General features: G+C 70.0%; 17 protein-coding genes and 4 pseudogenes. 13 read left to right on the top strand and 8 right to left on the bottom strand.

All coding sequences use genetic code 11. The features are described 5' to 3' along the window. Position 1: 1 nt before the first annotated feature. The 7 genes and pseudogenes from OG331_RS05660 to OG331_RS05690 all read right to left on the bottom strand — a co-directional run bounded on the left by OG331_RS05660 (position 2) and on the right by OG331_RS05690 (position 6,780). On the bottom strand, positions 2 to 874 hold the full coding sequence (locus tag OG331_RS05660; RefSeq protein ID WP_406192186.1) for an ABC transporter ATP-binding protein: 873 nt from the start codon (positions 872 to 874) through the stop codon (positions 2 to 4). Further along, positions 864 to 1,856, bottom strand: a complete 993-nt coding sequence (locus OG331_RS05665; RefSeq protein ID WP_406192189.1) for a branched-chain amino acid ABC transporter permease — start codon at positions 1,854 to 1,856, stop codon at positions 864 to 866. The genes OG331_RS05660 and OG331_RS05665 overlap by 11 nt, the downstream gene beginning before the upstream one ends. Before the next feature lie 10 nt (positions 1,857 to 1,866). Next, positions 1,867 to 2,862, bottom strand: coding sequence for a branched-chain amino acid ABC transporter permease (locus OG331_RS05670; RefSeq protein ID WP_406192192.1), 996 nt, complete (start codon positions 2,860 to 2,862; stop codon positions 1,867 to 1,869). Positions 2,863 to 3,401: 539 nt separating this feature from the next. After that, a complete protein-coding gene (locus tag OG331_RS05675) occupies positions 3,402 to 4,139 on the bottom strand; it encodes a flavodoxin family protein (protein ID WP_406192195.1) in 738 nt (245 codons plus the stop codon). Positions 4,140 to 4,743: 604 nt separating this feature from the next. Then, entirely contained in the window at positions 4,744 to 5,445 is a 702-nt protein-coding gene (locus OG331_RS05680; RefSeq protein ID WP_406192198.1) for a response regulator, read from the bottom strand. Positions 5,446 to 5,700: 255 nt separating this feature from the next. Continuing rightward, positions 5,701 to 6,278: pseudogene (locus tag OG331_RS05685) on the bottom strand (CBS domain-containing protein); the annotation flags it as partial. 37 nt (positions 6,279 to 6,315) lie between these two features. Beyond that, entirely contained in the window at positions 6,316 to 6,780 is a 465-nt protein-coding gene (locus tag OG331_RS05690; protein ID WP_406192201.1) for a cyclic nucleotide-binding domain-containing protein, read from the bottom strand. A 193-nt stretch (positions 6,781 to 6,973) separates the two neighbouring features. Here OG331_RS05690 and OG331_RS05695 point away from each other — a divergent pair, with 193 nt between their 5' ends. The 3 genes and pseudogenes from OG331_RS05695 to OG331_RS05705 form a co-directional block, all read left to right on the top strand. Next, positions 6,974 to 7,114 (top strand): hypothetical protein, encoded by a 141-nt coding sequence (locus tag OG331_RS05695; protein ID WP_406192204.1) that lies wholly within the window; start codon positions 6,974 to 6,976, stop codon positions 7,112 to 7,114. Continuing rightward, positions 7,111 to 7,448 (top strand): annotated as a pseudogene (locus OG331_RS05700) (pyruvate formate lyase family protein); the annotation flags it as partial. The gene OG331_RS05695 and the pseudogene OG331_RS05700, both read left to right, overlap by 4 nt. Positions 7,449 to 7,478: 30 nt before the next feature. After that, a pseudogene (locus OG331_RS05705) lies at positions 7,479 to 7,814 on the top strand (pyruvate formate-lyase 1-activating enzyme); the annotation flags it as partial. On the opposite strand, the gene OG331_RS05710 reads toward OG331_RS05705, so the two are convergent. Then, positions 7,808 to 9,523: a SulP family inorganic anion transporter gene (locus OG331_RS05710; protein ID WP_406192207.1), complete on the bottom strand. Its 1,716-nt coding sequence runs from the start codon at positions 9,521 to 9,523 to the stop codon at positions 7,808 to 7,810. The pseudogene OG331_RS05705 and the gene OG331_RS05710 overlap by 7 nt on opposite strands. Before the next feature lie 236 nt (positions 9,524 to 9,759). Between OG331_RS05710 and OG331_RS05715 the strand changes: the two genes are divergently transcribed. The 10 genes and pseudogenes from OG331_RS05715 (at position 9,760) to OG331_RS05760 (ending at position 22,545) form a co-directional block, all read left to right on the top strand. Next, complete coding sequence (locus OG331_RS05715) at positions 9,760 to 10,395, top strand: hypothetical protein (protein ID WP_406192210.1); 636 nt, start codon at positions 9,760 to 9,762, stop codon at positions 10,393 to 10,395. Between the two features lie 165 nt (positions 10,396 to 10,560). Further along, entirely contained in the window at positions 10,561 to 11,517 is a 957-nt protein-coding gene (locus OG331_RS05720) for a universal stress protein (RefSeq protein ID WP_406192213.1), read from the top strand. Positions 11,518 to 11,542: 25 nt separating this feature from the next. Then, entirely contained in the window at positions 11,543 to 12,565 is a 1,023-nt protein-coding gene (locus OG331_RS05725; protein WP_406192216.1) for a zinc-dependent alcohol dehydrogenase, read from the top strand. Positions 12,566 to 12,570: 5 nt separating this feature from the next. Further along, positions 12,571 to 13,437: a universal stress protein gene (locus OG331_RS05730; protein WP_406192219.1), complete on the top strand. Its 867-nt coding sequence runs from the start codon at positions 12,571 to 12,573 to the stop codon at positions 13,435 to 13,437. A 104-nt stretch (positions 13,438 to 13,541) separates the two neighbouring features. Beyond that, complete coding sequence (locus OG331_RS05735; RefSeq protein WP_406192222.1) at positions 13,542 to 15,923, top strand: phosphoketolase; 2,382 nt, start codon at positions 13,542 to 13,544, stop codon at positions 15,921 to 15,923. A gap of 31 nt (positions 15,924 to 15,954) precedes the next feature. Beyond that, positions 15,955 to 16,968, top strand: a complete 1,014-nt coding sequence (gene gap, locus OG331_RS05740) for a type I glyceraldehyde-3-phosphate dehydrogenase (protein ID WP_406192225.1) — start codon at positions 15,955 to 15,957, stop codon at positions 16,966 to 16,968. A 192-nt stretch (positions 16,969 to 17,160) separates the two neighbouring features. Next, positions 17,161 to 19,866 (top strand): GNAT family N-acetyltransferase, encoded by a 2,706-nt coding sequence (locus OG331_RS05745; RefSeq protein ID WP_406209748.1) that lies wholly within the window; start codon positions 17,161 to 17,163, stop codon positions 19,864 to 19,866. 12 nt (positions 19,867 to 19,878) lie between these two features. After that, positions 19,879 to 20,608 (top strand): annotated as a pseudogene (locus OG331_RS05750) (CBS domain-containing protein). 16 nt (positions 20,609 to 20,624) lie between these two features. Further along, positions 20,625 to 21,125, top strand: a complete 501-nt coding sequence (locus tag OG331_RS05755) for a flavodoxin domain-containing protein (RefSeq protein WP_406192228.1) — start codon at positions 20,625 to 20,627, stop codon at positions 21,123 to 21,125. Between the two features lie 239 nt (positions 21,126 to 21,364). Beyond that, positions 21,365 to 22,545, top strand: a protein-coding gene (locus tag OG331_RS05760) for an IS3 family transposase (RefSeq protein WP_406191951.1) whose coding sequence is annotated in 2 segments (ribosomal slippage) — positions 21,365 to 21,629 and positions 21,629 to 22,545 — 1,182 coding nt in all. Because the reading frame shifts where the segments join, the coding sequence is not laid out codon by codon here. Positions 22,546 to 22,582 lie beyond the last annotated feature (37 nt).

Raw genomic sequence — 22,582 nt, forward strand, 5'->3', positions numbered from 1 at the left:
GCTACCCCTCCTTGCCCTTCTCGTCGGTCGCCTCCGGCTCGTCGTGCCGCGTACCCAAGTAGGCGTCCACGACGGCGGCGTTCCGGCCGATCGTGTGCGGTGGGCCCTCGGCGACAAGACGGCCGTCGGCCATGACGGCCACCCAGTCGCTGATGCCCATGACCACGTCCATGTCGTGCTCGACGAAGCACACCGTCAGCCCCTCGTCGCGCAGCTGCGTGATGTGTCCGAGCAGCGACTGGGTCAGCGCGGGGTTCACCCCGGCCATCGGCTCGTCGAGCAGGAGCATGACCGGCCGGGTCATCAGCGCGCGGGCCAGTTCCAGCAGTTTGCGCTGGCCGCCGGAGAGCGTGCCGGCATGGTCGTCGCGCAGGGGCCCGAGCCGGAACCGGTCCAGCAGTTCGTCGGCCCGGCGCTCGAACTCCCGCTCCTGCCCGCGCCACAGCGGTCGCAGCAGCGCCGGCAGCACCCGCTCGCCGCGATGTCCGGGTGCGGCGAGCATCAGGTTCTCCAGCACCGTGAGCCGGGCGACCGCCCTGGAGAGCTGGAACGTACGAACCATTCCGCGCCGCGCCACCCGGTGCGCCGGGGCGCCGGTGAGCGGATGTCCGTCGAACGACCAACGGCCGCCGTCGGCCCGGTCGAACCCGCTCACCACGTTGAACAACGTGGTCTTGCCGGCACCGTTGGGCCCGATGAGCGCCGTGATGGCCCCGCGCTGCACCTCCAGGTGCTCGACCCGCACGGCGACGAGGCCGCCGAAGGTGCGGGTCACCTGGTCCAGGACCAGCAGGGGATCGGGCTTGCGCACCCCCGGCTCTGGGTCGATCGCGGAGAGTCGGCCCCGTCGGGACACGACAGGATCAGCGGCCACTGAGCAGCATCTCCTTCCGGCTGCCGAGGATGCCCTGTGGCCGGAACGTGACCAGCAGGATCAGGGCGACCCCGACCAGGGCGAAGCGCACCGCGCCGACCTCCGACGTGCTGATGAGGTCCGGCGAGATGTACTCGGCGTCGATGGCCTGGCGCAGCGCGCTGTCGAGGAAGCTGAGGACGAACCAGAACAGGATCGAGCCGACGACCGGCCCGAGGATGCGCCCGGCGCCTCCCAGCACGAGCAGCGTGTACAGGAAGAACGTGACGCCCGGGTCGTAGTTGTCCGGGTTCACGGACTGCACCTGGATCGCCTGCATCATGCCCGCGACCGCCCCGATGACGCCACCGAGCACGAGGCTCTGCATCTTGTACGCGTAGACATTCTTGCCGAGGCTGCGCGCGGCGACCTCGTCATCGCGGATCGACCGGATGACACGGCCCCAGGGGCTGTGGATCAGCAGGGCCAGCAGACCTCCGACCACGAGCACCAGCGCCCATCCGACGATCATCACCCAGAGATCGCGGGAGCTGAACCTCACGAGCCACACGCCGTAGGTGCCGGGCTCGATGGGGCTGAGTTCGTAGAAGTCGTTCGCGAATCTCTGCAGCCCGAACACCCCGCCGGTGACCGGCTCGGCCCAGCTGGAGCGGTAGAACAGCCGTAGTGCCTCCCCCGCCGCGATCGTGGTGATCGCGAGGTAGTCGGCGCGCAGCCGCAGGGTGGGCAGGCCGAGGAGCAGGGCCAGCACGATCGCGCAGGCGATTCCGCCCAGGACGCCGAGCCACATGGGGCCGCCGTACGTCGACACGGTGATGGCGAGTCCGTAACCGCCGACCAGCATGAATCCGACCTGGCCGAAGTTCAGCAGTCCCGTGTAACCGAAGTGCAGGTTCAGCCCCATCGCGGCGAGGGCGTAGATGGCGGCGATGGGGCCGATTCCGGAGCGGAGTGCGTCGGAGACGATGGCCGAGAAGTCCATGGCGCGCTCCTCACCCGACGCGTTCGGCCCGGCCGAGGATGCCCTGCGGCCGGACGAGGAGAACGAGGATGAGGACGAGCAGCGCCCAGGCGTACTGCAGGTCGACCGGGAACCACAGGGTGGACATCTGGGCGACGATGCCGATGACGAGGCTGCCGGCCATCGCACCGTAGGCGGAGCCGAGGCCGCCCAGGATGACCCCCGCGAACATGAGCAGCAGGAGTTTGAAGCCCATGTCCCAGGTGACGATCTCCACCAGGCCGAAGAGGACGCCACCGAGTGCGGCCAGTCCGCCGGCGAGCATCCACACGAACAGCACAACCCGCTGCACGTCGATGCCCGACGCCTCCGCGAGGTCACGGTTGGCGGAGACGGCCCGGACGGCCGTGCCGATCCGCGTCTTCTGCAGGAGCGCGGCGATGCCGAGCAGCACCAGCACGGCGAGCAGGGTGACCGTGAGGTCCCGTGGGGTGATGCCGGCCGGGCCCAGGTCGATCGTGCTCTGGATGTCGTACTGCGCGTAGGAGGCGGGGCGGGTTCCGTACAGCACGAGTACGACGTGGCGCAGCAGTAGCGAGAGCCCGATGGTGACGATGAACATGTTGATCAGCCCGGTGCCCCGTGCCCGCAGCGGGCGCCAGATGCCGCGATCGACCGCTCCGCCCAGCAGGGCGCCCAGGACCACCGCGGCGAGGGCGGCGGGAATCAGGTGCCAGCCCGGGCCGGCCGCGGAGGCGTTGAGGAAGAACGCGAAGGTGGCGCCGATCGTGACGAACTCACCGTGCGCGAAGTTGATCAGGTGGATCGTGCCGAAGATCAACGAGAGCCCGACCGATGTGATCGCGATGATCACTCCGAACTGGATACCGTCGATCAGCGCCTGCAGAGCGCGCGCGGCGAACGTGGGGCCGCGCGGGACTTCCTCACCCTGTGCCCGCGCGGCGATCGCGGGCACCACTACGAGGACCAGGGCGAGGGCCGGTACGAGCATCCGCTGATAGCGCACGATGGTTCCGGTACGTCACGAACGTCCCTTATGTGCTCAGTGTAAGCACAGGTCGGGGCGGTGAGATGGGCAGTGGGCCGGTGTGAACGCCCACGGAGAACAGAGGATGCGAGACGGGGAGGGACGCTCGCCGTCTGACCTGGCCGGCCCGGCGCCGGGCCGGCCAGGTCAGACGGCAGGACCCTGGATTCATTCCTGCGAGCTGTGGTCTTGGCCCCCAGCCGACAAGAGGCGTTCCTCGGCAAACGCGGCCAAGCCCTGCACCGGCGTCAGGCCCGTACGAGTTCTGCGGCGCCGAAGGACACGTCGAAGCGGTCGCACGGCTGACGTACTCCGCGTCTTCGACGAGGTGCCGGCCACGCGGCGACGACCACCGCGAGGGTGCCGACGACCAGCGGTCGGCGCAGCCTCCTCCGCGTCTGCTCCCTTCCGGCATCGCCTCCTGAGGATCTCCTGTCGCTGCCCAGTTCAACAGATCGGACGGCCCTCATACAGCGCGGGAGAGACGGCGGAAGTCTTACGCCTCGGGCGTGAGCGCCTCAGCGGTGTTCGGGGTTCGCCGCGTCGGCATGGCAGCCGGCGTCCCACTCGGAGCGTTGGTTGCCGTGGGCGGGGATGCCGCCGGAGCGTTTGAGCAGGGCCGCGAGGTGCATCAGGTTCCAGGTCATGAACGTGGTGTTGCGGTTGGTGAAGTCGTTGTCCGGGCCGCCCGATCCGGGGTCGAGGTACGACGGTCCGGGGCCGGCCGCACCGATCCAGCCGGCGTCGGCCTGGGGCGGGATCGTGTACCCGAGGTGCTGGAGGCTGTAGAGGACGTTCATCGCGCAGTGCTTCACGCCATCCTCGTTGCCGGTGATCAGACAGCCGCCGACGCGGCCGTAATAGGCGTACTGGTCCTGGGAGTTGAGCAATGAGGAGCAGGCGTAGAGCCGCTCGATGACCTTCTTGGTGACGGAGCTGTTGTCGCCGAGCCAGATCGGTCCAGCGAGCACCAGGATGTCGGCGGCCATCACCTGCTCGTACAGCGCGGGCCACTCGTCGACCGCAAAGCCGTGCTCGGTCATGTCCGGATATACACCGGGGGCGATGTCGTGGTCGATGGCCCGGACCTCGGATGTGGTGACGCCGCGACCCATCATGATCGCCGCGCTCATGTCGATCAGCCCCTGGGTGTGGCTCAGCTGCGGGGACGGTTTGAGCGTGCAGTTGACGAACAGGGCGGTGAGGTCGTCGAAGCGGTAGGAGTCGTGCGCGGACGGGGAAGGCGACGTTGCCATGACGGTCTCCCTGGGCGACGGTGAGGGGCGCATACGGCAGCGTCTCGCGGAGGTGCCGATTTGCCCCCTTCCGACGCGCTTTCGATGTCTTACGGAGTGATGGCGTGTCGGGCGGCTCACGGGATCCCGCACCGCCGCGGATCTGGCGTGACCGTATGCCTGCACCGGTCACCGGCGGTGCCGGGTGCACCGGGTCCCATGTCGTCCAGGCGCTCACGGCTCACAGGCACGAGCCGTTGGTGTACGACCTCCGAGAGGAGCCCGGCGCCGATGTGCGGGGCCTGGCTGCGGTCGTCTGCGCGCCGGCCGGTCTCGACACCGTCTGTCACCAAGCGGTGCTGGCCGGCCTTGCCGACGGGGCGGAGTACGTCTCGCGCAACAGGCCGCGGGCGGCCCACGGCCCCGGCCGCAGCACCCGTGCCGACACTAGAACCGCCCCGGTGCTGCCTCGGCGCCCGCTCAGCTCGTGGCGAGACCGATACCAGTGGCTGTGTCTCCCGGCGAAACCATTCCCGCGCACGGACCGCCTACCCGTACTCTTCCTCCCCGCCGACGCCTACGGAGGGGCCGTCCGGCCCTGGGTTCTGGACGGCCCAGCCGCTGCTCACCTCGTCGGGCGGTCGCCGGTGTCCGTCTGCTCCAGGTGGGAGGCCAGGACCGCGGCCTGGACGCGGCGCTGGACGCCGAGTTTGGCCAGCAGCCGGGAGATGTGGTTCTTGACGGTCTTCTCCGAGAGGTAGAGCTTCTTGCCGATCTCGCGGTTGGTCAGGCCGTCGCCGATCAGTGCGAGGATGTCCCGTTCACGCGGGGACAGGCTCGCCAGCTCGGGTGCCAAGGCGGGGGTCTCAGCGGGGTCGGCGCGCAGCGAGCGCATCAGGCGGGCCGTCGTCGCGGGGTCCAGCATCGACTGGCCCGAGGCGACCGTGCGGACCGCCGAGACCAGGTCGGAGCCCCTGATCTGCTTGAGGACGTAACCCGAGGCCCCGGCCATGATGGCGTCGAGGAGGGCGTCCTCGTCATCGAAGGACGTCAGCATGAGACAGGCCAGCTCCGGCATCTGGCTGCGCAGCTCCCGGCAAACCGTAATGCCGTCGCCGTCGGGGAGGCGTACGTCGAGCACGGCGACGTGCGGGCGCAGCGCCGGGCCGCGGGCGAGGGCGTGTTCAACGGTGCCCGCGTCGCCGACCACCGAGATGTCCGGCTCGGCGTCGAGGAGGTCGGTCAGGCCCCGTCGTACGACCTCGTGGTCGTCCAGCAGGAACACGCGGATCGGGTTCTGCTCCGTGAAGGTGCCTGTCTCGGTCATGACGACCCCTTGTTCCCGGTGGCTCACGGTCCGCGGACCACGGACTGCCTCTGACGACGATCATTGCTCGCCGGGCCCGGATGCACTAGGGCCGTCCGGCCCACCCCGCTTCGACATATGTCCCTACCCGGCCCAACTGCCACGGTCCGGCGGCCCCACCCGGGGCGTTCGGCCAGGTGGGGCGCCAGGTAGCGCGTAGGACCTGGTTGAGGGCACCGGATTGCTGAGACGCTGGACCGGAGCCGAGCTTCCCGCGGCCCTCGTGTCCGACGAGCCGCCCGCGTTCGGGGTATCGCTGCGACCCTCCAGCTCGAAGTCCACGTCCACCACGCCTTCGACGGCACGCACGAGACGGGCGGCTATGGGGATCAGGGAGGTGTCCCGGACGCGCCCGGCGAGCTTTACCACTCCGTCGCGTACCTGGACCCGGAGAGCCGAGCCAGGCGCGGGATGAGGTAGGCCACGACCTCGCGGCGCACCTCCTCGGCGATCTCGTCGTCGCTGCGTAGGAAGACCTTGAGCAGGTCGGCCCTGCTGACGATGCCCTCCAGCATGCCTAGCTCGTTGACCACCGGCAGGCGCTTGACCCTGGCGTGCGCCATGGTCCGGGCGGCCTGGGCGAGCGTCGCGTCGGGGCGGGTGGTGAGTGCCGGGGAGGTCATCAGCTCCTCAGCGGTGATTGCGCCGGCCTTCGCCAGGTCGGACAGACGGCGGAGCTGCGTGTACCTGTCGGGTTCGCTGTCGCGGAACTCCTCCTTGGGCAGGAGGTCGGCCTCGGAGACGACGCCGACGACGCGGCCTTCGCCTTCGAGGACGGGCAGGGCACTGAGCATAGTGGCTGGCTCCTTCCTCGCTTCGGCTCGCGCGTGCTCAGACGGAACTACCGGCGCCGTAAGGGGCGTACAGGTCCAGCAGCCTTGTCCGGGCGGAGCGGAGTCGGTGGGCGAGTACCTCGCCGACCCACTGGGTGACAGCGTGGCCCATGGCCGGGTCGTCCTGGCACATCGAACGGACAGCCGTGGCGTCGAACTCGTACGCGCGCACCGGGGTCGTCGCAGCGGCGCCGAGGTGCCAGACATGCGGGGTGAAGAGCCAGGACCAGCCGACGAGTTCGTTGTGCCGGAGGATCTCGATGACGGCGGGACGGCGGCCTGGTACGCGCATGTCGAGTTCGACGGTGCCCGTGCGGATGATCCAGAACCGGTCGGCCTTGCCGCCTTCCTCGAACAGGCGCGTTCCTTGCGGGAACGACACCTCGCGGGCGACGCACATCAGCCGGTGCCGGTGCTGGGCAGGCAGGGCGCGCAGCATGCTGGGTGTGGGCGTAGTGATCACGGCGTGCCTCCCGGACGAGGTGCGGGGACTTCCATGACCAGCGTCTGCCCGCCCTCGGTGGCGGGCCATGGGCCACCCGACCCTTCGATGCGGGCCGGCCGGGTCCGACTAGGAGACGTCCGGCACCCTCACACGATCCCGATGCGGCGGTTCCATGGAGGCGTGAGAGGACCCGCTCGAGGAGGTGAGCGCTGTGGACACGTCACTCACGCCCGGCTTCTGGAGGCTCCTCGCGGTCCTCCTGGTGATCTCCACGGCGGTCACGTTTGTGGTGACCGCCCTGCTCGACGCGCTGGCCCTGCACCGGAATGAGAACGAGAGGGATCCGCGATGACCGTCACTCTGACCGCAGACAACCGGACCGCCGGTGCCTGGCGCGGGTTCGCCGGCCTCGGGTGGCGTGAGCGCGTCGACGTGCGCGACTTCATCCAGGCCACAACTACACGCCGTACGAAGGCAACGCGGCCTTCCTGACCGTCCCCACCGACCGCACCCGCACCGTCTGGGGAATGGTCAGCGCCCCGTTCCCGAAGGAGTGGGCGAAGGGCATCCTCGACGTCGACACCGCCACCCCTTCCACGATCACCTCGCACGCCCCCGGCTACATCCACCGCGACCGCGAACTGATCGTCGGCCTTCAGACCGACGCCCCGCTGAAGTCGACCATCCGCAGGCCGCCGTTCGGCATGATCGCGCCCGACATCAACACCTACCGGAAGCTGACCGGCGGCGAACTCGCTCCCACCCTCAGCTTCGCCACCCGGCTCGACCGGCTCGGTGTCCCGATGTGGATCCGGTACGTCCTGGTGCCCGGTTGGACGGACGACGAGGAGGCCGTCGAGGGCCTGGCCCGCTTCGTGGCGGGCCTGGGGACGGTCGACCGCGTGGACGTCCTGCCGTTCCACAAGCTCGGCGCCGCGAAGTACGACGCCCTCGGCCTCCCGTTCCCGATGCGCGATACCCCCGTCCCCGCTCCCGGACTGACCGAACGCGTCCGTGCACGATTCAGAGCCCACGGTCTGTCGGCCTACTGAACGCGGCTCCATTTCCGGTAGGCGGCCACGGCGGTCGGCAGGGTGGGAAAGATGAGGTCGGGGCCGACAGAGTCCGTGAGGCCGTACGCCTGGAGATCGTCCAGGAGGTCCTGCTTGACGCGGGCAAGCGCGAACACGACGCCTCGGTCGGTGAGCTCGCGGCGCAGTTCGTCCACGGCGTCGAGGGCGGTGATGTCGACCTCCACGTTGGCCTCGGTGTTGAGGACGAACCAGCGGACGGGGTCGGTCTGTTCGTCGACGGCTGCCAGGGCGCGGTGGCGGAAGTCCTCGGCATTGGCGAAGAACAACGGTGAGTCGTAGCGGTAGACCAGCAGACCGGGAATCGTGCGAGCCTGAGGGTAATCGTCGACATCGTGCATGCCCGCCACCCCGGGCACCACTCCCTGGACCGCGTCGTGCGGGCGGGCCACACGCGTCAGCAGCTCGGCCACCGACAGCCCGACGGCCACGAGGACGCCGTACAGGATGTCCAGGGCGAGCACTCCGGCCAGGCAGCCGAGCGCGAGCAGGAGTTCGCGGCGGCGGAAGGACGCCAGGCGGCGGAAGCCGGCGAGGTCGATCATGCGGACGGCGGCGTAGACGACGAGCGCGCCGAGGACGGCGGAGGGCGTGCGAGTGAGCAGCGGGCTGAGGAAGAGGAGGACCGCGAGGACCACAGCCCCCGCGACCAGAGAGTACGCCTGGCTGCGGGCGCCTGCCGAGGAGGCGAGCGCGGTGCGGCTGGCGCTGCTGCTGACGGGGAAGCCTTGCAGTGCGCCGGCGCCGAGGTTGGCCGCGCCCAGCGCCAGGAACTCCTGGTTGGCGTTGAGCCCGGGGCCGTCGTCATCGTTGCGTCCGGTGAACGCCCGCGCGGTGAGGATGAAGTCGGTGTAGGCCACCAGCAGTACTCCGAGGGCGGGCAGGACGAGACGCGGCACCTCGGTCCAGTCCGGCCACACGAGGTCGGGCAGACCCGACGGGACCTCGCCGATCACCTTGATGCCGTACCGGTCGTCGAGGTCGAACGCCACCACGGCGAGCGTGCCGAGGACCACGGCGAGGAGCGGTCCGGGCACGGCACGGACGTACCTCGCCACCGTGAAGAGCAACGCGAGGAGGGCGGCAGAGAGGACGACAGTTGCCGTATGGGCATCGGTCAGGTCCCCCGCGAAGGACCACAGTTGGGGGAAGAACCTGGTTTCCGTCGTCCCGCCTCCGGTGAGTTTGGGCAGCTGGTCCGCCATCATGATCAGCGCCACGCCCGCCATATAGCCGATCAGCACGGGGCGCGAGAGCAGGTCCGCGAGGAAGCCCAGCCGTAGTGCGCGTGCGACCAGGCACAGGAGTCCGACCGTGACCGCGAGAGTGGCCGCCAGTGTGGCGTAGCTCCCGGGGGCGCCGGCGGCGAGCGGGGCTACCACCGTGGCCGTCATGAGCGCGGTCGTGGATTCGGGGCCGACTGAGAGCAGGCGCGAGGACCCGAACAGCGCATACAGCGCGAGGGCGGGCAGGATCGCCCAGAGCCCGGTAACCGGCGAAAGCCCCGCCACACCCGCGTACGCCATGACCTGGGGGACTAGATACGCGGCCACCGTGAGGCCGGCCAGCAGGTCGCCCCTCAGCCATGCACGCCGGTAGCCGAGAAGGACCACGCCCCCGGGCACCAGACGGCGCCACCCCGGCATGTGCTCGCCCGTGCCCTGGGACATACGCCACCTTTCTCTGCCTGACCTCAGGATCCACCGGCACGCGTAGTACCGCGAGAAGCGGGCCGTGCGCCATCCGTCGGCATCCGAGCATGCACCCCAACGGGCCCTGCAGACAGGGCCGTTCAGCCCTACGGCTACGGACCTTCGGCATCCGGCGGCCACCGCCTCGTCAGACGAGAGTGAGGGCGTCAGACACCGAACGGACCATCCTCACCCTCCCCGAAGGGGTCACCACCATGGCCGTGCACGAGCACCCTCACCGGAGCGCGGGCCTCCGCCTGCCGTCCTTCCGCGGGAACCGGATCGCCCCCGCCTCCGCCCCCGAGTCCGCCGTGTCGGTGCACAGCGAGACGCACACCGTGCGGGCCTACGTCTTCGCGTCCCTGCGCCTGCTCACCGGGTTCGTCTTCCTGTGGGCGTTCCTCGACAAGACCTTCGGCCTCGGATACGCGACCCAGTCCGGCAAGGGCTGGATCGACGGCGGCTCGCCGACCAAGGGCTTCCTCGGTGGGGTGGCCGCGGGGCCGATGGAGTCCACCTTCCACTCCTGGGCCGGGGACGCCTGGGCGGAATGGTTGTTCATGCTCGGTCTGCTCGGGATCGGCCTCGCGCTCATGGCGGGTGTGGCGCTGCGGTTCGCGGCTGCCGCGGGGACCGTGATGATGGCGTTGATGTGGGTCGCCGAGTGGCCGCCCGCCCAGACCCTCTCCGACGGTTCGCCGAGCATGTCGACGAACCCGTTCGCGGAGTACCACCTCATCTACGCCGTCGTCCTGATCGCCCTGGCCGCCGTCTCCGCCGGCGACACCCTCGGCCTCGGCAAGATCTGGGCCAGGCTCCCGCTCGTCCGCCGCAGCCCCTGGCTGCGCTGACCCGAAGGGAGGGGAGAGGTTCGGGTGGGCCCGACCGTGGGCCCATCCGAACGGCACAGGACCGGCCAGGGCCGGTTGGCCCCTTGAAGGGACCTGCGGCCCCTGTCGGAGGCCGCATCCGAAGACGAAGCTCGAATCGGGACCACCGATTCAGGAGGTGGAATCATGATCCGCACCGTCACCCTCAGCGTCACCGCCGGTCTCGACGGCTCAGGTGAGAGCCGCGCGGCGGCCGAGTGGGCGGCCCGCGAAGCGCAGTTGCTCGGGCTGCCGCTGAAGTTGGTCCACGTCTGGGAGCCCGTACCGGCACCCATGGCGCAGGCCCCGTTGCTCGGCGCCGAGACCCGGCAGCACTGGACCGAGCGAAGCGAGATGGGGGTACCCCCGGCCGAAGGCTGGGGGAGGATCCCCCGCGAAGCGGCGGAGGGCATCCAAGTGCGCCACCCCGGCCTCGACGTGTTCACCGAGCAGCTGTCGGGCCGACCCGCCGAAGCGCTGGCCGACGTGGCCAAGGACGCCGAACTGCTGGTCCTCGGCTCCCGCGGACTGAGCGGGATCGGCGGCTTCCTGGTCGGCTCGGTCGGACTCTCGGTCGTGGCACACGCCGAGCGGCCGGTCGTCCTGGTCCGCGCCGGCGAACAGGCCGCCGACGAGCACGAGATGGATCCCGTCGGCATCCCGTCCGCCGCGACCACCTACCGGCCCGTCGTCCTCGGCCTGGACATCGAAAGCCCGGACGACGAGCTGATCGAGTTCGCGTTCGCCGCCGCCTCCCGCCGCGGCACCTCCCTGCGGGTGGTGCACGGCTGGAACATACCCCCGTACTACGCCCACGGCCTGTCCGTGGACCTCGAACTCCACGGATCGCTGGCAGCGGCCCAGACCACCGCCTTGACCGAGGTCATGCGCCCGTGGCGCAAGAAGTACCCGGACGTCGAGGTCACCGAGGAGTCCCACTACGGCACCCCCGCGGGCCACCTCGTCGACGTCTCCCGCGAGGCCTCCCTGGTCGTCGTCGGCAAGCGCATCCGCCGCAACCCGGTCGGCGCGCACATCGGCCCCATCACGCACGCCGTGCTGCATCACTCCACCGCACCCGTCGCTGTCGTTCCCCACCACTGACGGAAGAACCCGAGGAGAAGAAACCATGAAGGCAGCGGTCGTACGAGCCTTCGGCGAGCCCCTGGTCATCGAGGACCGCCCCGACCCCGAGCCGGGCCCCGGCCAGGTCCGCGTCCGGGTCGAGGCCTCCGGGCTGTGCCACACCGACATCCACGCCGCCCACGGCGACTGGCCCGTCAAGCCCAGCCCGCCGTTCGTACCCGGCCACGAGGGAGTCGGCCTCGTTGAGAAGCTCGGCGACGGTGTGACCCACCTCAGCGTCGGTCAGCGGGTTGCCGTGCCGTGGCTGGGCAAGGCCTGCGGGCGGTGCGAGCACTGCCTTTCCGGCTGGGAGACGCTGTGCGAGCAGCAGATCAACACGGGCTACGGCTGCGACGGCGGCTACGCCGAGAAGATGCTGGCCTGGGCCGACTTCGCCCAGCCGGTGCCCGAGGGCGTCACCGCCGTCGACGCCGCCCCGCTGACCTGCGCCGGCGTGACCACGTACAAGGCGCTCAAGGTCGCCGACGTGCGGCCCACGCAGCTCGTCGCGATCTCCGGGATCGGCGGACTCGGTCACCTGGCCGTGCAGTACGCGAAGATCGCCGGAGCGACCGTCGCGGCCATCGACGTCGCCGACGAGAAGCTCGAACTCGCCGCTGAGCTGGGCGCCGACCTCGTCATCGACGCACGCAAGCACGACGTGGGCGAGGTGCTGAAGCGGCACGGCGGCGCCCACGCCGCGATCGCGCTGGCGGTGAACGAGGCCGCGTTCGCCGCGGTCAACTCCGGGCTGCGGCGCGGCGGCAAGCTTGTCATGGTCGCCCTGCCCGCTCATGGCACCATCGAGGTTCCGATCTTCGACACCGTCCTGAACGGGACGAGCGTGATCGGCTCGATCGTCGGCACCCGGCAGGACCTCGCCGAGGTCTTCCAGCTCCACGTGGCGGGCCGTACCAGGGTCATCTGCGAGACCCGCTCGCTCGCCACCGTCAACGAGTCCATCGACGACGTGCTGCGCGGCCAGGTCAAGGCGCGCATCGTCTTCGACCTCGGTGCGGGACGGTGAGGGCGATGGACCTGCCGATCGTCGTCGGCGTCGACGGCTCCGAGCCCAGCCTGCGGGCCGTCGACTGGGCGGCCGACGAGGCCGCACTCCGCGGGGCGTCGCTGCGGCTTGTGTACGCCTCGCTGTGGGAGCGGTACGAGGGCGCCGCCCTCGCCGACGACCTGGGCCGGTCGTCCGAGCAGATACGGGTCCAGGACATCGTGGAGACCGCAGCCCGGCGCGCCCACGGTCGTCATGCCGATCTGAAGATCTCCACCGACACACTGCCAGAGGAACCCGAGTACACACTGGTGCGGGAGAGCCGCCATGCCTCCCTGCTGGTGACGGGCACCCGTGGCCGCAGCGGCATCGCCGAGGCGCTGCTGGGTTCGGTGAGCCTGACCGTCGCCGGGCACGCGCATTGCCCGATGGTCGTCGTGCGCGGCAGCCACGACAACCAGCCAGGAACGCACGGCCGCATCGTGGTCGGCGTCGGCGAGAGGCCGACGACTCCGGCAGCGGTGCGCTTCGCCTGCGACGAGGCGCGGCTGCGGGGCGCGGCCCTGGACGCCGTCCGAGCCTGGCGGTGCCCCGCGCACGAGACCACGGACCACCCCCTGCTCGTCGGGGAACCCGCGCGGATGCATGAGCAGCAGGCGGTCGAGGTACTGGAAAAGGCGCCGCGCGACGTCCCCGCCGATGTCGAAGCCCACCGCCGTACGGTCGAAGGCCACACCCGGGACGTCCTGGTGGCTGCCTCGCGTGACGCCGACCTCCTGGTCGTCGGCGCCGAGCGCCACCACCGGCACTTCGGGCTCCAATTGGGCCGGGTGGCCCACGGGGTGCTGCACCATTCGGCCTGTCCCGTCGCCATCGCGCCCGAGCGGGAATGAGCATGCGAGGACGGACACCCTGCGCGGCAGGGTCGCCGTCCTGCGGCTGACCCTTCCAGTTTCACGGCCCTGCGACCTGAATCGACGACTTCCGGAGTCTCCGTATGTCCAAGGTGGAACACCAGAACGCCACCGCACTGCCCGACGACGAACTGCGTACGCTCGATGCCCACTGGCGCGCCGCCAACTACCTCGCCGCGGGACAGATCTACCTGATGTCGAACCCGCTGCTGACCGAGCCCCTGAAGCCGGAGCACATCAAGCCCCGGCTGCTGGGCCACTGGGGCACCTCGCCCGGGCTCAACCTCGTGTACACCCACCTCAACCGTGTCATCAAGGCACGCGGACTCGACGCGCTGTGCGTGTGGGGCCCCGGGCACGGCGGTCCGTCCGTACTCGCCGGCTCGTGGCTGGACGGCAGCTACAGCGAGATCTACCCGGACGTGTCGCGCGACGCCCCAGGGATGGCGCAGCTGTTCCGGCAGTTCTCCTTCCCGGGGGGTGTGCCCAGTCACGTGGCGCCGGAGGTGCCGGGGTCCATCCACGAGGGCGGCGAGCTCGGCTACTCGCTCGCCCACGCCTACGGCGCCGCCTTCGACAACCCGCACCTGCTCGTCGCGTGCGTCATCGGCGACGGTGAGGCGGAGACCGGACCACTGGCCGCTTCCTGGCACTCCAACAAGTTCCTCGACCCGGTCCACGACGGCGCGGTCCTGCCCATCCTGCACCTCAACGGCTACAAGATCGCCAACCCGACCGTGCTGTCCCGCCTGCCGGAGCCCGAACTGGACGCGTTGCTCCGGGGGTACGGCCACGAACCCATCCACGTCACCGGCGACGACCCGGCCACCGTCCACCGCGCCATGGCCCGCGCCCTCGACGACACGCTCGACCGCATCGCACTGCTCCAGCGCACCGCCCGCGAGGACGACGCCGGTGAACGCGTCCACTGGCCGATGATCGTGCTGCGCACCCCGAAGGGCTGGACCGGCCCTGCCGAGGTCGACGGCCTGCCGGTGGAGGGAACCTGGCGTGCCCACCAGGTCCCACTCGCCGGCGTACGGGAAAACCCGGAGCATCTACGGCAGCTGGAGGCATGGCTGCGCTCGTACCGGCCCGAGGAACTGTTCCACCCGGACGGCCGACCCGTCGCCGACGTCCTCGCCTGCGTTCCCGACGGTTCCAGGCGCCTGGGCGCCACCGCGTACGCCAACGGTGGGCTCCTCCTCCGAGACCTGCCCATCAGGCCGCTTGACTCCTTCGCCGTGCCCGTCGACAAGCCCGGAACGACCCTCCACGAACCGACCCGAGTCCTCGGCGACCTCCTCGAGCAGGTCATGAAGGACACCGCACGCCGACGCGACTTCCGCCTGGTCGGCCCGGACGAGACCGCGTCCAACCGGCTCCAGGCCGTGTTCAACGCCAGCGGCAAGGCCTGGCAGGCCCAGACCCTTCCGGTCGACGAGCACCTGGACCGGCACGGCCGGGTGATGGAGATCCTCTCCGAACACCTCTGCCAGGGCTGGCTGGAGGGCTACCTCCTCACCGGCCGGCACGGACTGTTCTCCTGCTACGAGGCCTTCGTGCACATCGTCGACTCGATGGTCAACCAGCACATCAAGTGGCTGAAGACGTCCAGGGAGCTGCCGTGGCGCGCCCCCATCGCCTCCCTCAACTACCTGCTCACCTCGCACGTGTGGCGGCAGGACCACAACGGCTTCTCCCACCAGGATCCCGGCTTCGTCGACCACGTCCTCAACAAGAGCCCCGAGGTCGTACGGGTCTATCTGCCGCCGGACGCCAACACCCTCCTGTCCGTCGCCGACCACGCCCTGCGCAGCCGCGACTATGTCAACGTGATCGTGGCCGGCAAGCAGCCCTGTTTCGACTGGCTGTCCATGGACGCCGCCCGCGCCCACTGCGCACGCGGCGCCGGCATCTGGGACTGGGCCGGCACGGAGAACGGCGCCGAACCGGACGTCGTCCTCGCCTGCGCCGGCGACGTGCCCACCCAGGAGGTCCTGGCCGCCGCCCAACTGCTCCGCCGTCACCTGCCCCAACTCGCCGTCCGCGTGGTCAACGTCGTCGACATGACCCGGCTGCTGCCGCGCGAGGAGCACCCGCACGGCATGCCCGAGTTCGAGTACGACGGCCTGTTCACCACCGACAAGCCGGTGATCTTCGCCTACCACGGCTACCCGTGGCTGATCCACCGCCTCGCCTACCGCCGCACCGGCCACCCAAACATGCACGTACGTGGCTACAAGGAGTCCGGCACCACGACCACGCCGTTCGACATGGTCGTCCGCAACGACCTCGACCGATACCGCCTGGTCATGGACGTCATCGACCGCGTCCCCGGCCTCGCCGTCCGCGCCGCCGCCGTACGCCAACAGATGGCCGACGCCCGCACCCGCCACCACGCCTGGACCCGCGAACACGGCACCGACCTGCCCGAAGTCGCCGAATGGACCTGGAACAGCTGAACGCCCCTGCTACCGGAAGGAGTTCGCCATCATGACCGTACGCGTCGGCATCAACGGCTTCGGCCGCATCGGCCGCACCTACCTCCGCGCCGCCCTCGACCGCGCCGAATCGGGCGCTCAGGACGTGGCGGTGGTCGCGATCAACGACATCACCGCACCCGCCACTCTGGCTCACCTGCTGGAGTACGACTCGACGTTCGGTCACATCGGGCGCGAGGTCGTCCACGACGACAGCTCGATCACCGTCGACGGGCGACGCATCGCCGTCAGCGCCGAGCGCGATCCGGCGGAACTCCACTGGTCCGACTACGGCGCTGACATTGTCATCGAGTCCACCGGCCGCTTCCGCGACCGAGACTCCGCCGCCCTGCACCTCAAGGCCGGCGCCCACACCGTGCTGCTGTCGGCGCCCGGCAAGGGCGTGGACGCCACCATCGTCATGGGCGTCAACGATGAGACCTACGACCGTCATCGCGACCGGATCGTCTCGGCCGCCTCCTGCACCACCAACTGCGTCGCCCCCATGGTGAAGGTGCTGCACGAAGCCTTCGGCGTCGAGCGCGGCGTGATGACCACCATCCACGGCTACACCAACGACCAGGCCCTCCTCGACGGCCCCCACAAGGACCTGCGCCGGGCCCGCTCGGCCGCGCTGAGCATCATCCCCACCAGCACGGGTGCCGCCCGCGCCGTGGGTCTCGTCGTGCCGGAGCTGGCGGGCGCGCTGGACGGGATCGCGGTGCGCGTCCCCGTCGAGGACGGCTCGCTCACCGACCTCGCCGTTGTCCTGAACCGTGAGGCGAGCGTGGAGGAGATCAACGAGGTGTTCACCTCAGCCGCCGAGGGACCGCTCAACGGCATCTTGCGCGTCTCCAAGGCCCCGATCGTCTCCCGCGACGTCATCGGCGACCCCGCCTCCTGCGTCTTCGACCCGGCGCTCACGCAGGCCAACGGCAACCTGGTCAAGGTCTTCGGCTGGTACGACAACGAGTGGGGCTACACCAACCGGCTCTTGGACCTCACGGCCCTCGTCGCCGACGCCTGACATCCGCCCGGGAAGGGACCGGTGGCGCCGATCACCGGTCCCTTCCGCGTACCTGGGACGACCAGCAGGGACGACCAGCGGACAACGTTGGGCCGACCGGCCCCCGGACCACCCCGGACAGCCCATGGGACCCCTCGCCTATCCGCTGGATGCTCGAAGTGTCGAGAGGCTTGGAGGAGACCCACGATGACCATGACCACCGACGACGAGCACGACCGATCCCCGGCCCACGCCCTTCTCGCGGACGGCACCACCGTGTGCATCCGCCCCGTTGCGCCGGCCGACCACGATCAGCTGGAGGGGCTCTACGGCGAGATGTCCCCCGAGAACCTGCGCCTCAGGTTCTTCGCGGCCAGTCGGCGGTCGGCCACCATGGCCGCCGACCGGGCTTGTGCTCCGGCCCGCCCCGGCTACCGGGCTCTGCTGGCCGAGACACAGGGCCAGGTGATCGGCCTCGCTGAGTACGAGACGGGGGACGAGGCGGACTCAGCCGAGATCTCCATCGCCGTGGCCGACGGACTCCATCACCGTGGCGTGGGCACCCTGCTCGTCGAGCACCTGGTCTCCGCCGCTCGCGCCGAAGGCATCACCACCTTTACCGCCGACGCCCTCAGCGAGAACCATGAGGTACTCCGCCTCTTCTCCGACCTCGGCCTACGCGTCGCCCGTCGCTTCGACGGCCCCGAGGTGCGCTGCACCGTCCCGCTCGACGAGGACGACGCCTACCTGTCAGCCGTGGAGGCCCGCGGGCGCCGCGCCGATGTGGCCAGCCTCCAGCCCTTGCTGCGGCCGGACGTGGTTGCCGTCGTAGGCGCCGGACGCAAGCCCGGCTCGGTGGGCCGGGCGCTCCTCCACCATCTGCACTCCGGCGGATTCACCCGGCGCCTGTTCGCGGTGAACCCCGGCGCCACCTCCATCCTCGGCATACCGTGCCACCCCTCGGTCACCACGCTGCCCAGGACCCCGGACCTCGTGGTCATCGCCGTGCCGGCCCCGTCCGTCCCGGCCACCGCCGAGGAGTGCGGCAAGGCGGGCGTGCGGGCCTTGCTCGTGGTGACCGCGGGCCTCGACAGCGATCAGGCGCAGGCACTGCTGTCCGCCTGCCGCACCCACGGTATGCGCCTCGTCGGCCCGAACTGCCTCGGCATCACCAACACCGAGCCGGACCTGCGCCTCGACGCCACGTTCGCCGCCGGCCATCCGCACCCTGGCACGGCGGGCGTGGCCGTCCAGTCCGGCGGCATCGGGATCGCCCTGCTCGACGGGCTGTCCCGCCTGGGCATCGGCGTCTCCTCGTTCGTCTCCCTCGGCGACAAGTACGACGTCAGCGGCAACGACATGCTCCAGTGGTGGGAGAGCGACGGCCGCACCGACCTCGCCCTGCTGCACCTGGAGTCCTTCGGCAACCCGCGCGCCTTCTCCCGTACGGCCCGCCGGGTGACCCGCCGCATGCCGGTGCTCACCGTCGACGCCGGCCGCACCGACGCGGGCCGCCGCGCCGCCGCCTCGCACACCGCGGCCGCCGCCACCCGCACCATGACCCGCCAGGCCCTGTTCACCCAGGCCGGCATCACCGCCACCCGCTCGGTCGGCGAACTCCTCGAAACCGCAGCCCTGTTGCACTCCCAGCCGCTCCCGGAGGGCTCCCGGGTCGCGATCGTCACCAACGCGGGCGGCGCGGGCGTCCTGGCGGCGGACGCCTGCGCGGAGGCCGGGCTCTCCCTGCCGGCGTTCACGCCGTCGACGGTCGACGACCTGCTCGCCGTACTCCCGGACGGTGCCGCAATCGGCAACCCCGTCGACGCCACGGCCGCCGTGACCGAGGAACAACTCGGCACGTGCGTGGACCGGCTCATGCGGTGCACGGGCATCGACGCCGTACTGGTGGCCCTCGTCCCCACCGCAGTCGCTGAGGCAACCGGGGACGACCTGGTGCGGGCACTCACCCGGTCCCCCGGACGCCGTGCCCGGCCCGTCGCCGTCGTACGCCTGGAACAGGCTCCACCGGTCGAACTCCTGCCCACCGCCGACGGCGGAACGATCCCCTCGTACGCGGAACCGCACTCGGCGGCACACGCGCTGGCCCACGCCGCCGCCCGCGCGGGCTGGCTCGGGCGCCCCGCCGGTTCCGTCCCCGAGCTTGCAGACGTGGACGTCCCGCGCGCACACGCGATTGTCGACGACCATCTCCGCGCGCATCCGGACGGCGGTTGGCTCGACCCGAGCACCTGTGCCGACCTCCTGTCCTGTTACGGCATCCCTCAGATCCCATGGGCCTGGGCCGAGACCGAGGACGCCGCCGTCCTAGCCGCCGAGCGGCTACGCGGCGTCGATGGACGGGTGGTGATCAAGGCCCACTGGCCGGGGCTGGTGCACAAGACGCAGCAGCACGCGGTCCACCTCGACCTGCGGGGCGACACCCAGGTCCGTACCGCGTTCCGGGACTTCCAGACGCGATTCGCGGGGCTGATGACCGGAGTGGTCGTGCAGCCGCTTGCCGCCCGGGGCACCGAGTTGTTCGCGGGCGTCGTCCAGGACGAGGTCTTCGGGCCGCTCGTGCTGTTCGGGCTCGGCGGTACGGCCACCGAGGTGCTGGCCGACCACGCCGCCCGCCTGGCCCCGCTCACCGACCACGACGTGCACGACCTGATCACGTCTCCGCGCTGCGCCCCGCTCCTGTTCGGCGCGCACGGCAGCGCACCCGTCGACCTCGAGTGCCTGGAACAGCTGCTGCTGCGGATTTCCCGCATGGCCGCGGACCTACCGCAGCTCGCCGAGGCCGACTTCAACCCGGTCCTCGCGACACCGGACCAGGTCACCGTGCTCGACGCACGCGTCCGCCTGCTGCCGCGCCGGCCCCACGACCCCTATCTGCGCCGGCTCCGCCGAGGCCGCTGAGGAGGAACAGTCATGAAGCACAACAAGGTCGGCTCCGTGATGACGAGTGACGTCGTCCGGGCCGAGTACGGCACCCCGTTCAAGGAGATCGCGCGGCTGCTCGCCGACCACAGGATCAGCGGACTGCCGGTGGTCGACGAGGACGACAAGGTCATCGGCGTCATCTCCGAAACGGACCTGATGGCCCGCCAGGCCACGACCCCCGACCCGTACGAGCCGAAGCGCCGCTTCCGACTGGCCGGCCTGACCCGCAGCGCCCGGCGGCAGGCTGCGAAGGCCAGGGCCCGCACAGCCGGTCAGTTGATGACCGAACCCCCGGTCCCCGTGCACGCCGACCACACCATCATCGAGGCCGCCCGGACGATGGCCCAGCGGCGTGGATCGGCTGCCGGTTCTCGACGAGGAGGAGCGGCTGGTCGGCATCGTCACCCGGCGCGACCTGCTCCAGGTCTTCCTGCGGCCCGACGCGGAGATCCGCGACGAGATCGTCCAGGAGGTGCTGATACGCGCCCTGTGGCTGCTACCCCCCAGCGTCGACGTCTCCGTCACGGAAGGGGTCGTCACCCTCACCGGCCAGACGGAACGCAAGAGCGAGACGGCCATCGCCGTCTCCATGACCCGCCAGATCGACGGCGTCGTCGCCGTGGTCGACCAGCTCACCTGGAGCCTGGACGACACGCGGCTGCGGCCCGACGAGCCGGCTCTGCAGGGCGTGGCCGACGACTGGCTGCGCCGACTCTGAGAGGAGGCGGACCACCATGACCGGCAACGTGTTGGTGGCCTACGGAACGACCAACGGATCGACCGCGCAGATCGCCGAAGCCATCGCCGACGTCCTGCGCAAGGACGGGCTGACAGCGGATGCGCTACCGGCCCGGAACGTGGCGAGCGTGTCCTCGTACGACGCCGTCGTCGTCGGCGGCGGACTGTACGCCGGACGCTGGCACAAGGACGCCCGCAGCTTCGTCCGGCGGCACGGCCGGGCCCTCGCCCAACGTCCGCTCTGGCTCTTCAGCAGCGGCCCCCTCGACCCCTCGGCCTCCGAGCGCGACATCCCGCCAGTGCCCGGAGTGCAGAAGGTCATGACGCGGCTGGATGCCCAGGAGCACGTCACCTTCGGCGGCTGCCTGGAGGAAGGCGCGAAGGGGTGGGTGGCCGGGATGATCCTGCGCTCCGGGAAGGGTGGGGACTTCCGGGACTTCACCGCGATCGAGGAGTGGGCGGGGCGTGTGGCCGCTGAGATGGCGGGTGGTGATTAGCGGACGCGCAGACGGAATTGGACGACCCTGGTGCCCGGACAGCGGGCACCAGGGTCGTATGTCGGGGGCCTGGCTATGTGGGCACGACAGCGACGGGACACAGGGACTCGGCGAGGAGTGCCCGCACGGTGGGCCCCGGTTCGCCCTCGAAACCCCGGCCCACGACAACCAGTGGGATGCCCCGAAGTTTCCGGACAGGCGTCCAATAGGATCGTCTGAACTGGAAACGAGGAATCGAAGTGGCACCACCGAGCAAGTACACGCCTGAGTTCCGTGAGGAAGCCGTCCGGATCGCGCTGGCTTCCAGCAAGACCGTAACCGAGGTCGGCCGTGAACTCGGTATGAACCCCGAAACCCTCCGGGGCTGGGTGAAGAAGCATAAGGAACGGAATGAACCTCCTGCCGGTACCGAGCTGTCCCACGATGAACGCGCTCGCCTGAAGGAACTTGAACGCCGTATCCGTGAAGTCGAGATGGAGAATGCGTTCCTGAAAAAAGCCGCAGCGTACTTCGCGAAGGATCCCCGGTAGCGAGCAAGTACGAGTTCATCGATGAGATGCGACTCGACACAACGGAGTACGCATATCCCGTCGAGTTCATGTGCGAACGACTCGGCGTATCCACATCTGGCTACTACGACTGGCGGGGCCGCCCGAAATCCGCGACGGCGCAGCGACGCGAGGAGTTGAAACTGCTGATCAAGAAAGCATTCGACGATTCCGACAGCACCTACGGCTATCGGCGCATCCACGCCCAGCTCCATCGCTGGGGCCACGCCGCGGGCCCGGAGCTGGTCCGCCGGCTCATGCGGGAGCTGGGACTTGAGCCCTGCCAGCCGAAGCCCAGACGCTTCGGCCTCACCCGAGGCGCGCCCGCCGCCGTGCCCGACCTCGTGGGCCGGAACTTCACCGCCGACGCTCCGGGTGAAAAACTCGTCGGGGACATCACCTACATCTCCACCGGAGAGGGCTGGCTGTATCTCGCGACCGTCATCGACTGCTGCACGAAGGAGGTTGTCGGCTACGCGATGGACGACCATTTTCAAACCCCTCTCATAGCCAGAGCCATCCGTAACGCAGCACGGAACAGGAAACTCGCCAGGAACGCAATATTCCACTCGGACCGCGGAAGCAACTACATGTCGGCCGAGTATGCTGTGGTTCTGGGCGAGCTCGGCCTGCGGCGTTCTGCCGGCCGTACCGGGATCTGCTTCGACAATGCCATGGCCGAATCATTCTTCGGCGCCCTGAAGAACGAGCGCGTTTCGAGGGTGACTTACCTGACCCGCGACATCGCCAGGCAGGACATCACCCGTTACATCGAATTCTGGTACAATCACAAACGCCTTCACTCGGCGGTGGGTTACCGTCCTCCCCGCGAAGTCCACGCCGCGTACCAGAAGTTGCGAATCGTCGCGTGAGTCAATAGTCAGATGCCTGTCCGGAAAACACGAGGCC

The organism is Streptomyces sp. NBC_01017, assembly GCF_045162795.1.
Lineage (GTDB): Bacteria > Actinomycetota > Actinomycetes > Streptomycetales > Streptomycetaceae > Streptomyces > Streptomyces machairae.